11 protein-coding genes are annotated in these 12,793 nt (G+C 75.8%); 5 read left to right on the top strand and 6 right to left on the bottom strand.

All coding sequences use genetic code 11. The features are described 5' to 3' along the window. Positions 1 to 2: 2 nt before the first annotated feature. On the top strand, positions 3 to 2,342 hold the full coding sequence (locus C6N75_RS12645) for a transglutaminase TgpA family protein (protein ID WP_258177383.1): 2,340 nt from the start codon (positions 3 to 5) through the stop codon (positions 2,340 to 2,342). Positions 2,343 to 2,521: 179 nt separating this feature from the next. On the opposite strand, the gene C6N75_RS12640 is transcribed toward C6N75_RS12645, so the two are convergent. From C6N75_RS12640 to C6N75_RS12630, 3 genes are all read right to left on the bottom strand, one after another. Further along, positions 2,522 to 2,923, bottom strand: a complete 402-nt coding sequence (locus C6N75_RS12640) for a DUF3040 domain-containing protein (protein ID WP_105868974.1) — start codon at positions 2,921 to 2,923, stop codon at positions 2,522 to 2,524. A gap of 279 nt (positions 2,924 to 3,202) precedes the next feature. Then, complete coding sequence (locus C6N75_RS12635) at positions 3,203 to 3,961, bottom strand: methyltransferase (RefSeq protein ID WP_105868973.1); 759 nt, start codon at positions 3,959 to 3,961, stop codon at positions 3,203 to 3,205. Positions 3,962 to 4,027: 66 nt separating this feature from the next. Beyond that, positions 4,028 to 4,531: an SAV_6107 family HEPN domain-containing protein gene (locus C6N75_RS12630; RefSeq protein WP_105868972.1), complete on the bottom strand. Its 504-nt coding sequence runs from the start codon at positions 4,529 to 4,531 to the stop codon at positions 4,028 to 4,030. A gap of 226 nt (positions 4,532 to 4,757) precedes the next feature. On the opposite strand from C6N75_RS12630, the gene C6N75_RS12625 reads away from it, so the two are divergent. The 4 genes from C6N75_RS12625 (at position 4,758) to C6N75_RS12610 (ending at position 10,470) form a co-directional block, all read left to right on the top strand. Then, the gene (locus C6N75_RS12625) at positions 4,758 to 5,705 is read left to right on the top strand and encodes an ATP-binding cassette domain-containing protein (RefSeq protein ID WP_258177382.1); all 948 of its coding nucleotides are present in this window, start codon (positions 4,758 to 4,760) and stop codon (positions 5,703 to 5,705) included. Beyond that, positions 5,677 to 7,875, top strand: coding sequence for a YhgE/Pip family protein (locus C6N75_RS12620; RefSeq protein ID WP_105868970.1), 2,199 nt, complete (start codon positions 5,677 to 5,679; stop codon positions 7,873 to 7,875). Before C6N75_RS12625 ends, C6N75_RS12620 begins: the two co-directional genes overlap by 29 nt. 11 nt (positions 7,876 to 7,886) lie before the next feature. Continuing rightward, positions 7,887 to 8,498, top strand: coding sequence for a TetR/AcrR family transcriptional regulator (locus C6N75_RS12615; protein WP_105868976.1), 612 nt, complete (start codon positions 7,887 to 7,889; stop codon positions 8,496 to 8,498). 460 nt (positions 8,499 to 8,958) lie between these two features. After that, positions 8,959 to 10,470, top strand: coding sequence for a phytoene desaturase family protein (locus tag C6N75_RS12610; protein WP_181160454.1), 1,512 nt, complete (start codon positions 8,959 to 8,961; stop codon positions 10,468 to 10,470). 34 nt (positions 10,471 to 10,504) lie between these two features. On the opposite strand, the gene C6N75_RS12605 is transcribed toward C6N75_RS12610, so the two are convergent. The 3 genes from C6N75_RS12605 to C6N75_RS12595 form a co-directional block, all read right to left on the bottom strand. Further along, positions 10,505 to 11,461: a hypothetical protein gene (locus C6N75_RS12605; RefSeq protein ID WP_258177381.1), complete on the bottom strand. Its 957-nt coding sequence runs from the start codon at positions 11,459 to 11,461 to the stop codon at positions 10,505 to 10,507. A gap of 53 nt (positions 11,462 to 11,514) precedes the next feature. Further along, complete coding sequence (gene metF / locus C6N75_RS12600; RefSeq protein WP_105868968.1) at positions 11,515 to 12,432, bottom strand: methylenetetrahydrofolate reductase [NAD(P)H]; 918 nt, start codon at positions 12,430 to 12,432, stop codon at positions 11,515 to 11,517. Between the two features lie 142 nt (positions 12,433 to 12,574). After that, the coding region (locus tag C6N75_RS12595; RefSeq protein ID WP_181160453.1) for a thiamine phosphate synthase at positions 12,575 to 12,793 on the bottom strand (219 nt) is incomplete at its 5' end.

Genomic DNA, 12,793 nt, shown 5'->3' with positions numbered 1-12,793 from the left:
GGCTGGCCGAGGCCGCGGTGCTGCTGGCGGTGGTGGCCGGGGTGGGCGAGCTGGTGCGGCGGCTGCTGTCGGCGGGCCGGGTGCTGACGGTGGCGGCGCAGGCCGTGACGGTGCTGGTGCTGCTGGCCGTGGTGTTCGTACGGGACCGGGCGATCGCCGGGTTCCTGCCCGGCCCCGAGGCGGTGGCCGGTTGGCAGGCCCTGCTGGAGGCCGGCGCGCAGGACGTGGGGCGGTACGCGATACCGGCGCCGCCGACCGACGGCATCCGGCTGATGCTGGTCGGCGGGGTGCTGCTGGTCGGGCTGGTCGTGGACGCGCTGGCGGTGACGGCGCGCACCGCCGCGCCCGCCGGGCTGCCGCTGCTGGCGCTGTACTCGGTGGCCGCGGGGCTGTCCGGTGGCAAGGCGGTGTGGCAGTACTTCCTGCTGGCCGCGGCCGGGTACCTGCTCCTGCTGCTCGCCGAGGGCCGCGACCGGCTCACCCGGTGGGGGCGGGTCCTCGGCGGCCCCGAGCAGGTCCGCGCGTCCGCCCCGGAGGCCCGGCCGGGCCCGCCGGCCGGCGGGACGCGCTTCGGGCGGCGGATCGGGGTGCTGGCGCTGGGCGCGGCGCTCGCGGTGCCGGCCGTGCTGCCGTCGCTGGACGGCGGGCTGCTGGACGGGCTGGGCACCGGGGGCGGCGGCAGCGGCGGCGGGGGCACCATCAACGCGGTCAACCCCCTGGTGTCGCTCCAGGACAACCTGGTCCAGCCGGAGGACCGGGAGGTGATCCGCTACTCCACCGACGCACCGGACTCCACCGGGATGTATCTGCGCATGGTCGCCATGGACGAGTTCGACGGCACCACCTGGCGGGCCTCCCGGCGGGACCTCCAGGACGTGCCGGGCACGCTGCCCCGGCCCGACGGCCTGCGCGAGGACGTCGCCGTCCGGGAGGTCACCACCGACCTGTCGGTCAGCGACGACTTCGACCCGAACTGGCTGCCGATGCCGTTCCCCGCCTCGCAGGTGGCCATCGAGGGCCGCTGGCGGTACGAGCCGGCCGGCCGGCTGATCGTCGGCGACAAGGGCCAGACCGGCCGGGGCGCCGGGTACACGGTGCGGAGCCTGGTGGTCGAGCCGACCCGCGAGCAGCTCGCCGCCGCGCCGCCGGCGCCCGAGGCGCTGCGCCGCGAGTACACCCGGGTGCCGGACTCGCTGCCCCCGGACGTGAAGGACACCGCGCTGGAGGTCACCCGGGGCGCGGGCAGCGACTACGAGCGCGCGGTGAGGCTACAGGACTGGTTCACCGTGAAGGGCGGCTTCCGCTACGACGTGAGCGTGTCCTCGGGCACCGGCGTGGAGGCCATCTCCCGGTTCCTGGAGCAGCGCGAGGGGTTCTGCGTCCACTTCTCCTTCGCCATGGCGGCGATGTCCCGGACGCTTGGCATCCCGGCGCGGGTCGCCGTGGGCTTCACCCCGGGCTCCCCGCAGGCCGACGGCACCAAGTCGGTCGGCATCCGGGACGCCCACGCCTGGCCGGAGCTGTACTTCGAGGGCGTGGGCTGGACCCGCTTCGAGCCGACCCCCTCCCGGGGCACCACCCCGGAGTACACCCGGGCCGAGGCCCCGGTGGACGACACCCCGGTGCCGGAGCAGCCCGAGCAGTCGGCGCAGGCCGTCCCGTCCCAGGCGCCCTCACGGCAGCAGACCTGCCCGCCCGAGGCGCGCGGCCTGGGCGAGTGCGGCCAGGACCAGGACCAGGGCGCGGCGCCGGCCGGCGGTTCCGGCTTCCCGCTGGGCCCGGTGCTGCTGATCGCGGCGGGCACCGTCCTGCTGGTGCTCCTGCCGGTGCTGCCCCTGCTGTGGCGGCGGCGGGCCCGGTCCCGCCGGCTGGCCGGCCCGCCGGGCCGCACCGAGCAGGACGCGGCGGCCCGGGTGCTGGCGGTCTGGCGGGAGGTGGAGGACACCGCCTGGGACTACGGCATCCCCCCGGACGGTTCGCACACCCCGCGGCGCGCGGCCGAGCGCGTCGTCCGCCTCGGCGGACTGACCGGCGACGCGGCCGCGGCCGCGCACCGGATGGGCGGCACGGTGGAGCAGGTGCTCTACGCCCCGCGCCCGCGCCCGGCCGGGTCCCCGGCGGAGGACGCCGCCCGGATCCGCGCCGGGCTGCGGGCGGCCGCCGGCCGGGGGGTCCGGCTCCGGGCCGAGCTGCTGCCCCGCTCGTCGGCACGGGTCCTCTGGGCCCTGTCGGACACCTGGCTCTCGCTGTCCGGCCGCCTCTCCGCCGCCCGCACCCGGGTCACCGTCCGGATCACCGCGGCCCTCCCGGGTCTCGCCCTGCCGGGCCGGCGGCGGGGCTGACGCACATCGGATGCGGCCGGCCGTGGGCGCGGCCCCGGGGATGCGCCCCCCGGGGCCGCGCCCATGTTCTTCCGTGCCGGCGCCCGGGGGCCCCACCCGGCGGCCGCGCACACGCCTGTGGGCGGCCACCGTGCGGTGGCCGCCCACAGGCGGAGGACTACGTCGTCAGGAGGTCGGGCTCACTGGCCCTGTTCGTCGCGGCGGCGCTGCCAGCGGTCCTCGATGCGGTTCATCATGGAGCGGCGCTGGCGGGGCTGGGGGCGGGCGCCGCCGTGCGGGCCGCCCTGGGCGGACTGCTGCTCGCCGCGCTTGGGGGCCTTGCGCCAGCCGGTGACCGCGAGGACGGCGCACCCCAGCATGACGAGGAAGCCGACCACGCTGATCCAGATCTGCTGGGCGACCATTCCGGCCATGAGGAGGGCGATGCCCACCAGGAAGCCTGCGACCGCTTGGTAGACCCGTCGCCGGGTGTACGTACGCAGCCCGCTTCCCTCGAGCGCTGTCGCGAACTTGGGATCTTCGGCGTACAGCGCTCGCTCCATCTGCTCGAGCATGCGCTGCTCGTGCTCCGAGAGCGGCACGACAGTCCTCCTCGTCATCGGTCGCTGGGGGGCGACCGGGATGCGGCCCTTCCAGGATAGGCAGGGAATCGCCCCCGTGAAACCCGCCTTCGTGCCCAACACCGGTGGGACCGCCATGCCGGTTCGGCCGGTGAGGTTGTGGTTCCCCGTCCTGCGATCCGTCATGCCCGAATGGTGTTCTCCGATCATACGGGGCTTCGGGCCGGTACGGGCGGTCTGTGGCGTACTCCATGTGCCGCTCCGCCGCAGTTCAGCGGCGGGTCGAGGGGACTGTCAGGGTCAGCCTCGCCGTTCGCCCAGTACGTGGAGCTGGGTGGCGACCGAGCGGAAGGCGGGCAGCTCGGCGGCGGCCGCCTCCAGTTTCAGCAGGGCTTCCACGGCGCCGGGCTCGGTGTCCACCAGGACGCCGGGCACCAGGTCGGCGAAGACCCGCACCCCGTGCACCGCGCCGACCTCGACGCCGGCCGCCGCGACGGCCTCGGTGAGCTGCTCGGCGGTGAAGCGCCGGGGCACCGGGTCGCCGTCGCCCCAGCGGCCGGCCGGGTCCTCCAGGGCGCGCCGCGCCTCGGTGAAGTGCCCGGCGAGGGCCCGGGCCAGGACCGCGCCGCCGAGTCCGGCCGCGAGCAGGCTGAGGATGCCGTCGGGCCGCAGCGCCTCGACGGCGTGCCGGACGCCCTCGGCCGGGTCGTCGACGTACTCCAGGACGCCGTGGCACAGCACCGCGTCGAAACCGCCGCGCTCGACCACGTCGAACAGCCCGTGCACATCCCCCTGGACGCCGCGCACCCGGTCGGCGACGCCGGCCTCGGCGGTCCGGCGCTCCAGGGCGAACAGCGCGTTGGGGCTCGGGTCGACGACGGTGACCCGGTGGCCGAGCCGGGCCACCGGCACCGCGAAGTTGCCGCTGCCGCCGCCGGTGTCCAGGACGTCCAGGGTGTCCTTGCCGGTGGCCTTGACCCGGCGGTCGAGGGCCTCAGCGAGTACGTCCCACACCACGGCGGTACGGAGGGAGGCGCGGGGGCGCTGGGGGTCCGACACGGCAGTTGACTCCTCGGGGAAGGTTGCGGACGCCCCCACCCTATGGCCTGGCGCCCCTCCGCCGGATCACTGCCCGCCGCCGCCCGGGCGGACGCCCTCCGCGGCCGGGCGGGGCAGCACCGACGGGGGCGACAGCAGCTTCTCCACGATGCGCAGGAACCGCCCGGCGTCCCGGATCAGGTCGTCGGCCTGCCGCCGGCCGGCCGCGCCGGGTATGCCCGCCTCGGCCCGGGCCCGGCGGGCCGCCCCGGAGGCGAACAGGGCGCTCCACTCTGCCAGCTCCGGCGCCGCCTCGGGCAGCACCTCCCAGGCGCTGCGGATCTGCTGCCGCCGCCGGGCGGTGGGCTCGGGGCGGCCCCGCGCGGCCAGCACGGCCGCCGCGGTGCGCAGCGCGGCCAGGTGGGCGGCGGCGTACTGCTCGTTGGGCGTCTGAAGGGCCGCCGCCTCGGCCAGTCCGGCGTGCGCCTGGGCCAGCAGGTCGAGGGCGGCGGGCGGCGCGGAGGAGCGGCGGGCCACGGGGTGGATGTCGTCGGCCGTCGTGGGTGACGTCGTGCGGGGACCGGCGGACATGACGGACCTCCTGTCGTCGTGTGACGGCTCTGTGGCCGTATGTGCTCATCGTGCCCGCCGCCACTGACAATCCACTCTGAGCTGGGGCTTTGCTTCGATCGGCCGTTCGGAGTAGCTTTTTGCACTGACCAGTCAGTTCAAAAGGTGGGGGTGCAGGCCGGTGGCGGGGACGAACCGGGACAGGCCGAGGGGGCCGGCGGGGCCGGCGGAGGACCGGTCTGCGGGCGTGGCGCTGGTGGCGCGGGGCTTCGGACTGAAGGGCCCGCGCGGCTGGGCCTTCCGGGACGTGGACCTGGACGCGCCGGCCGGCTCGCTGGTGGCGGTCGAGGGGCCGTCCGGCTCCGGCCGCACCTGCCTGCTGCTGGCGCTCACCGGGCGGATGCGCGCCACCGCGGGCCACGCGGAGGTCGGCGGCGTGCCGCTGCCGAAGAAGATGGGCGCGGTGCGGCGGGTCAGCGCGCTGGGCCCGGTGTGCGGGGTCAGCGACCTCGACCCGGCCTTCACGGTCGCCGAGCACCTGCGGGAGCGGGCGCTGCTGGTGCGGCGCTTCACCGGCTCCCCGCTCGACCTGCTGCGGCCCCGCGCCGCCAAGGCCGCCGCCCGGGCGAGGACCGCCGCCGCGCTGGAGGCCGCCGGCCTCGATCCGGCGTCGCTGCCCAAGGGGGATCGCACCTCGGTGCGGGACCTGGAGAGGCTGGAGGGCCTGCGGCTGTCCGTCGCACTGGCCCTGATGGCCGGCCCGAGGCTGCTGGCCGTGGACGACGCCGACCTGAAGCTCTCCGGCGCCGAGCGGGAGGCGGCGTGGGAGCTGCTGCGGTCCGTCGCGGCCTCCGGGATCACGGTGCTGGCGGTGTGCAGCGAGGCCCCCGCGGACGCCATCGCGGTCCGCACCCGGGCCGACCGTCCCGACACCGGACTGACCGACACCGGACTGACCGACGCCGGGCAGACCGAGACCGGGCGGACCGAGGCCGGGCGGACCGAGGCCGGGCGGACCGACACCGCCGGGGACGCGGGCACGGGGACCGGCGCGGACGCCGCGGAGGAAGGCGAGGAGAAGGGCGCGGAGGTCCGCGCGGACGCCACCGGCGCGGACGAGGAACAGCGGGACGCCGAGAAGCCGGACGAGAAGGAGGGGGCGGGGGATGCGTTCGCCGAGACTGGCCGCGCTTGAGTTGAGGCGGTTCGGCCGCGGGAAGCTGCCGCGCGCCGCGCTGGTCGCGATCCTGCTGCTGCCGCTGCTGTACGGCGCGCTGTACCTGTGGTCGTTCTGGGACCCGTACGGGCGGCTGGACAAGCTGCCGGTCGCGCTGGTCAACCAGGACCGGGGCGCGAAGGCGGACGGGAAGAAGCTGAACGCCGGCGACGAGATCACGAAGAACCTGCGGGACAGCAAGGTCTTCGAGTGGCACGAGGTGAGCGACGACGAGGCCCGCGAGGGCGTCGAGGAGGGGCGCTTCTACCTGTCGCTGACCATGCCGCGGGACTTCAGCGAGCGGATCGCCTCCAGCTCCGGCGACTCCCCCGAGACCGGGGCGATCCGGGTGCGCACCAACGACTCCAACAACTACATCGTCGGCCAGATCTCCCGCACGGTGTTCGCCGAGATCCGCACCGCGGCCTCCACCAAGTCCTCCCGCTCCTTCCTGGACAGGATCTTCGTCTCGTTCTCCGACATCCACGACGCGACCGAGAAGGCCGCCCAGGGCGCCGACGACCTCAAGGACGGCACCGAGAAGGCGAAGAAGGGCTCCAAGGACCTCTCCGACGGGCTGACCGACGCCAAGAAGGGCAGCGGCGAGCTGGCCGGCGGCATCACCCGGCTCACCTCGGGCGCCGCCGACCTGAAGTCCGGCTCCCGGCAGGTGGCCGACGGCACCCAGAAGCTCGCCGACCGGGTCAACGGCGCCGCGGACGAGGCCCGGCCGTATCTGAAGGACGACGGCGCGCAGATCGGCCGCTCGGCCAAGCTGGTCGCCGACCTGGCGCAGGGGCTGCGCGACAGCCTGGACCTGATCGTGGAGTGGGGGCCCACCGGGCGGGAGGCCGCCCGCACGGCGTCCGACGACCTGAACGCCGTCCACCGGGAGCTGTGCGTGGACAAGACCGCGCTCGGCGAGACCGGCACCGGGGGCGGCAAGGCCCCGGAGACCGGCGGCGCGAGCGGCGAGCTGCCCGACGTACCCGGTGTGCCGCCGGTGGACGGCCTCACCCAGGCCGACATCGACGCGAAGGTCTGCCCGAAACTGGAGAAGGCCAAGACGGCCGCGGCCGACACCGCGCGGATCGCCGACGACGTGCACAAGCTGGCCAAGGACTCCGACGGCGACCTGAAGAAGCTGGACGCCCAGCTCGCGGACCTCCAGACCAAGGCGCAGGCGCTCGGCCGGCGCGCCCCGCACCTGGACGAGGACCTGGCGTACGCGGTCGGCAAGGTCAACGAGCTGAACGACGGCGCCCGCCAGGTGGCCGACGGCGCGGGCGCGCTGTACGGCGGGCTGGCCACGGCCAAGACCGGCTCGGCCGACCTGGACAGCGGCGTGGGCCGGCTCAAGCAGGGCGCGGGCGACCTGGACAGCGGGCTGTTCAAGCTGGTGGACGGCTCCACCGAACTGGCCGGCGGACTCAACGACGGCGTCGGCAAGATCCCCGACTACGACGAGGACGAGCGGGACCGGCGTACCGAGGTGATGGCCGACCCGGTCAAGCTGGCCTCCCAGTCGCTGTACAAGGCCCCCAACTACGGCACCGGCTTCGCCCCGTACTTCATCCCGCTCTCCCTGTGGGTCGGCGCGATGGTGGCGTACATGCTGATCCAGCCGCTGAACCGGCGGGCGCTGGCCGCCGGGGCGTCGGCCTGGCGGATCGCGCTGGCCGGCTGGCTGCCGGTGGCCGCGATCGGCCTGGCGCAGGTGGCGGCGCTGATGTCGGTGCTGCACTGGGGGCTGGGTCTGGACATGGCCAGGTCGGCCGGGACGGTGGGCTTCCTCGCCCTGGTGACCTGCTGCTTCGCGGCGATCATCCAGTGGCTGAACGCCCGCTTCGGGGCGGCCGGGCGGATCCTGGTGCTGGCGCTGCTGATGCTCCAGCTGACCTCGGCGGGCGGCACCTACCCGGTGCAGACCAGCCCTGGCTTCTTCAACGCGCTCCACCCCTGGCTGCCGATGACGTACGTGGTGGAGGCGCTGCGCCGGCTGATCACCGGCGGCGACCTGGGCCCGGTCTGGCAGGGCACGGCGGTGCTGGCCGCGTTCACGGTCGGCGCGCTGGTGCTGACCGCCGTCTCCGCCCGCCGGCGGCAGGTGTGGACGCTGGACCGCCTGCACCCGGAGCTGAGCCTGTGAGAATCGACGTCATGGACACCCGGAGCAGTTCCAGACGGCAGGCCACGCGCGCCAGGCTGTACGAGGCCGCCGTGACCCTCATCGCCGAGCAGGGCTTCTCGGCCACGACCGTGGACGAGATCGCCGAGCGGGCCGGGGTGGCCAAGGGCACCGTCTACTACAACTTCAAGAGCAAGAGCGAGCTGTTCGAGGAGCTGCTGCGGCACGGGGTGGGGCTGCTGACGGCCTCGCTGCGGGACGCGGCGGACGCGACGGCGGCCGGGGGCGGCAGCCGGGTGGCGGCGCTGGACGCGATGATCCGGGCCGGCCTCGACTTCATCCACCGCTATCCGGCCTTCACCCAGCTCTACGTGGCCGAGCTGTGGCGCACCAACCGGGCCTGGCAGTCCACCCTGCTGGTGGTCCGTCAGGAGGCGGTCGCGGTGGTGGAGACGGTGCTGCGCGAGGGGGTGGCCGCGGGCGAGCTGAGCGAGGAGATCGACATCCCGCTGACGGCCGCCGCCCTGGTCGGCATGGTGCTGGTGGCCGCGCTGGACTGGCAGGCGTTCCAGCCGGAGCGCTCACTGGACGACGTGCACGGGGCGCTGTCCCTGCTGCTGCACGGCCGGGTCAGCGGCCGCTGACCCCGCGGCGCGGGTGCGTCGGCGGCTGGGCCCGTGCGCCCGCGCCTTCCCGGGGACCCTCGCAGCGCGGGGTGCGCGGGTGCGCGGACGGCGGCGCCGGGGCGGTGCGGCTCTCCCCCCGAGAGCCCGTACCGCCCCGGCGCCGCCGGTCCTTTCCGTCCCCCGTCTCCCCCGTGGTGCGGGTGGGAGAGCCCGGCCCCCGTGATGTCCCCCGTGGTCCGTGGGCTCTCCTGTGCGCACCCCCGTGCCGGTCGGTGCGCGAGGCGGTTCCGCCGCCCCGTGCCGGCGGTCCCGGGCCCGCGCCCCTTCCGTGCACCCCACTCTTCCGCCCGGACCGCTGTCGCCCCATCCGCCGCGCTACTCATCCCGCGCGGTAGGTACGGATACTCAGACGGCCCGGCCCCCTCCCGGCGGTCACCGGGCGGCGGGGCTGTCAGTGGCGGCCGATAAGGTCCTGGACATGGCACGGATTGCGGTGATCGGCGCGGGGATGGGCGCCATGGCGGCGGCCGCCCGGCTGGCGGTGGCCGGCCACAGCGTGGCGGTGTACGAGCGCGCGGAGACCTACGGCGGCGCGGTCGGCCGCTTCGAGCGGGACGGCTTCGCCTTCGACACCGGGCCGGGTCTGCTGCATCTGCCGGCGGTCTGGCGCGACCTGTTCGTCAAGACCGGCCGGGAGCCGCTGGAGCGGTGCGTGGAGCTGGTCGAGGTCGACCCGGCGAGCCGGCACCTGTTCGCCGACGGCGCCGAGGCCCTGCTGCCGAACGCCTCCCGGGCCGGCACGGTCGCCGCCCTGGACGCCGGGCTCGGCGCGGGCGCCGGCGAGCGCTGGGGCGCCCTGCTCAACCGCGCGCGGGACGCCTGGGAGCGCACCCGCCGGCCGCTGCTGGAGGAGCCGCTGCCCGCGGACCTCTCGCCGCTGGCCCGCGACCCGTATCCGGCGCCGCGCACCGGTCTGCTGCGCCGGTCCGCGGCCACGCTCGCCGAGGTGGGCCGGCGGGAGCTGGGCGATCCGAGGCTGGCCGCGCTGCTGGAGTGGTACGCCCTGTCGTACGGCTTCGACCCGGTGAGCGCCCCCGCCTCGGCGACCGTCCTGCCGTACATGGAGCAGACCTTCGGGAGCTGGTACGTCGCCGGCGGGCTGCGGGCGCTGGCGGACGCGGTGTACGAGCGGTGCCGGGCCCGACGGGTGGAGTTCGCCTTCGGTACGGGGGTGGCGGAGGTGGTGGAGAAGGACGGCCGGGCGGCCGGAGTGGTCCTGGGCGACGGCCGGGTGGTGGACGCGGACCATGTGGTGGCCGGCGCGCCGCTGCCGGCGCTGTACCGGCAGAGGGTGGTCGGCCGGTCCGGGCCGGAGGCCTGTCCGCGCCACCAGCGGGGCGTGCCGACCGGCCGGGTGACGGTCCATCTGGCGCTGCGCGGCGCACGGGATGGCGGGGCGGCGCACCGGACGGTGGTGCACTCCCCCGATCCGGCGGGCGAGCGGGCGGCGCTGGCCGGCGGCACGCTGTGCGTCCGGCCGACGGTGACGGTGCTGCGCCCGGGCGACGCCCGACTGGTGCCGGACGCCGACCACGAGGGGGTGACGCTGACGGCCACGGTCGCCGCGGGCGACGACGACGGGCCGTCGGGCGGCCCCTGGGGCGACCGGGCGGCGGTGGAGGGCTTCGCGGAGGCGATGGTCAGCGCGGCCGAGGCGGCGGTGCCGGGGCTGCGCGAGCGGCTGCTGTGGCGTCAGGTGCGCACCCCCGCGGACACCTTCCGGGAGACGGGGAGCCACCGGGTGCCCGGCCCGGCGCTGGCCGGGGCGCGCGGCGCGCTGCTGCCGGCGGCCAACCCGGCCCCGCTGCCGGGCCTGTACTTCGTCGGCGGCTGGGCCCATCCGGGCGGCGGGCCGGCGCACGCCGGGATGTCGGGGGCGCTGGTCGCCGGACTGATCACGGAGGGCGCGGACTTCCGCGGCTCGCGCTGACCGCCGCCGGGCCCGCCGGGCGGCGGCGGGCGGGTCAGTAGCGGTACGGCTGCTGGGGGCCGCCGTGCGCCGGGCCGTGGTCCTGGCCGGGGTCCTGGCCCTGGCCGGGGTCGTAGCCGTACGCCGGGGGCTGGTCGCCCTCGCGCTGCTGGGGCACCCATACGCCGCCGGGCGGCGTGTCGGTCCCGTACGGGTCGTACGGGACGGCGTGGGGCTGCGGGCCGCCGTAGGGGGCGTACCCGCCGTCGTAGCCGCCCTCGTATCCGGGTCCGCTCGGGGCGGTGGAGGTGCCGATGTAGGGGTCGGAGTAGGCGGCGTAGGGCTGCTCGCCGGACGTGCCGTAGTCGCCGTAGGCGTGGCCTCCGGCCTCGGCGGCGGAGCCCGGGTAGGCGCCGTGGCCGGAGGGGTCGGCGTCGTAGCCGGCGAAGGCGCCCCCGTAGGCGGGCTCGGCACCCGGCCGCCGCGGGGCGTCGGCCCCGCCGCCGTACACCCCGTACTGCCCGGTGTCCTCAGGGAGGGGCTGCGGCGCGTACACGGCGGTGGTCTCGACGGGCGACGGCTCGTGGGAGCTGGCGGCCGGGGAGGGGTACGCCGGGCCGGGCCCGTACGGGTCCTCGGCGGACGGGCCTGCGGCATACGGGTCGGCGGCGGGCGGTTCGGCCGCCAGACCGGAGACCTCCAGGGTGGGCCCGGCTTCCTTCGCGGCGCCGGCCCGTCGCCGGCGGCTGGCGCCGGGACGGCCGCCGACGGCCCAGCCGGTGGAGAAGCCGCGCCGGAAGGAGAGCGTGACGTAGGTCTGGCCGACCGCGAAGGCGATGGCGCCCGCCCCGATCACCAGGACCGAGGGCAGCAGCACGCCGAGCACGACGCAGAGGAAGCCGGCGAAGGCCAGCAGCCGCCAGCGCAGCCGGGCCTTGTACTGCAACAGCACCTCGCCGAGCAGCCACAGCGCGACCACGCCGAAGGCGATGTAGAGGACCGTCCAGCCCATGTCCGCTCCTCCCCAGCGGCCGCGCCGCCGGGGACGGTGGCAGGTACGACCGGTCAGGGCTGCCGGTGCAGCCCGAGGTTCTCGTAGATCTCGAGCGTCGCCGTGGAGCTGTTCAGCGTGATGAAGTGCAGCCCGGGAACGCCCTCGGACAGCAGCCGCGCGCAGAACTCCGTCGCGAACTCGATTCCGATCGAGCGTACAGCCGCCGGATCGTCCTTGGCGGAGAGGATGCGCTGTTTCACATCCTCGGGGAAGCGGGCGGTGCTGAGCGAGGGCAGCCGGTCGAGCTGGCGGGCGCTGGTGACCGGCATGACCTCGGGGATGATCGGGGTGTCGCAGCCGGCCTTCTCGGCGCTGTCCCGCAGCCGCAGATAGGTCTCGGGGTCGAAGAACATCTGGGTGATGGCGTAGTCGGCCCCGGCCCGGCACTTGGCGGCGAAGTGGCGGACGTCGGTGTCCCAGTCCGCGGACCGCGGGTGCATCTCGGGGAAGGCGGCCACGCCGACGCAGAAGTCGCCGGACTCCTTGATCAGCCGGACCAGGTCGGCGGCGTAGTGCACGCCGTCGGGGTGCGGCACCCAGTCGCCGAGCGGGTCGCCCGGCGGGTCGCCGCGCAGGGCGAGCATGTTGCGGATGCCGGCGTCGGCGTACTGGCCCAGGACGTTGCGGAGTTCGGCGACCGACTGGTCCACGGCGGTCAGGTGGGCGACCGGGGTGAGGGTGGTGTCGGCGGCGATGTCCTGGGTGGCCTTGACCGTGCCGGAGCGGGTCGTCCCGCCCGCTCCGTAGGTCACCGAGACGAAGCTCGGGGCGACCGCCTCGACCCGCCGCAGCGCGTTCCACAGGCTGCGCTCACCCTTCTCGGTCCGGGGCGCGTAGAACTCGAAGGAGTAGGACGGCTTGCCGGTGGCGAGGATGTCGCGGACCGTGCGTGCGCGGTCCGGGCGGGTGGAAGCGGTACCGAGGGCCATACGGGCAGGTTAGCCAGGGCCCGGGCGTCTCCCAACCAGACCATAGGATTTACCCGGGATTGTCCGATTGCCGTCCGCATGCTGGACCGGCGTGGACATCATCCGTGCTGCTCAGCCCGGTGCGCGACCCGGCGCGATCTCGCTATGCGGAACGCTCCCGGATCCGCTTGGCCAGATCCGCGGCGGCGGCGGCCGGGTCGTCCGCCTCGGTGAGGGCGCGCACCACGACGACGCGGCGGGCCCCGGCGTCCAGCACCTGGTCGAGGTTGCCCGCGTCGATGCCGCCGATGGCGAACCAGGGGCGGGGCCGGGCCAGGCCGGCCGCGTACCGGACCAGGTCCAGGCCGGGGGCGTGGCGGCC

The organism is Streptomyces solincola (genome assembly GCF_002982015.1).
Lineage (GTDB): Bacteria > Actinomycetota > Actinomycetes > Streptomycetales > Streptomycetaceae > Streptomyces > Streptomyces solincola.
This window is presented reverse-complemented; position numbering and strand designations above follow the sequence as displayed.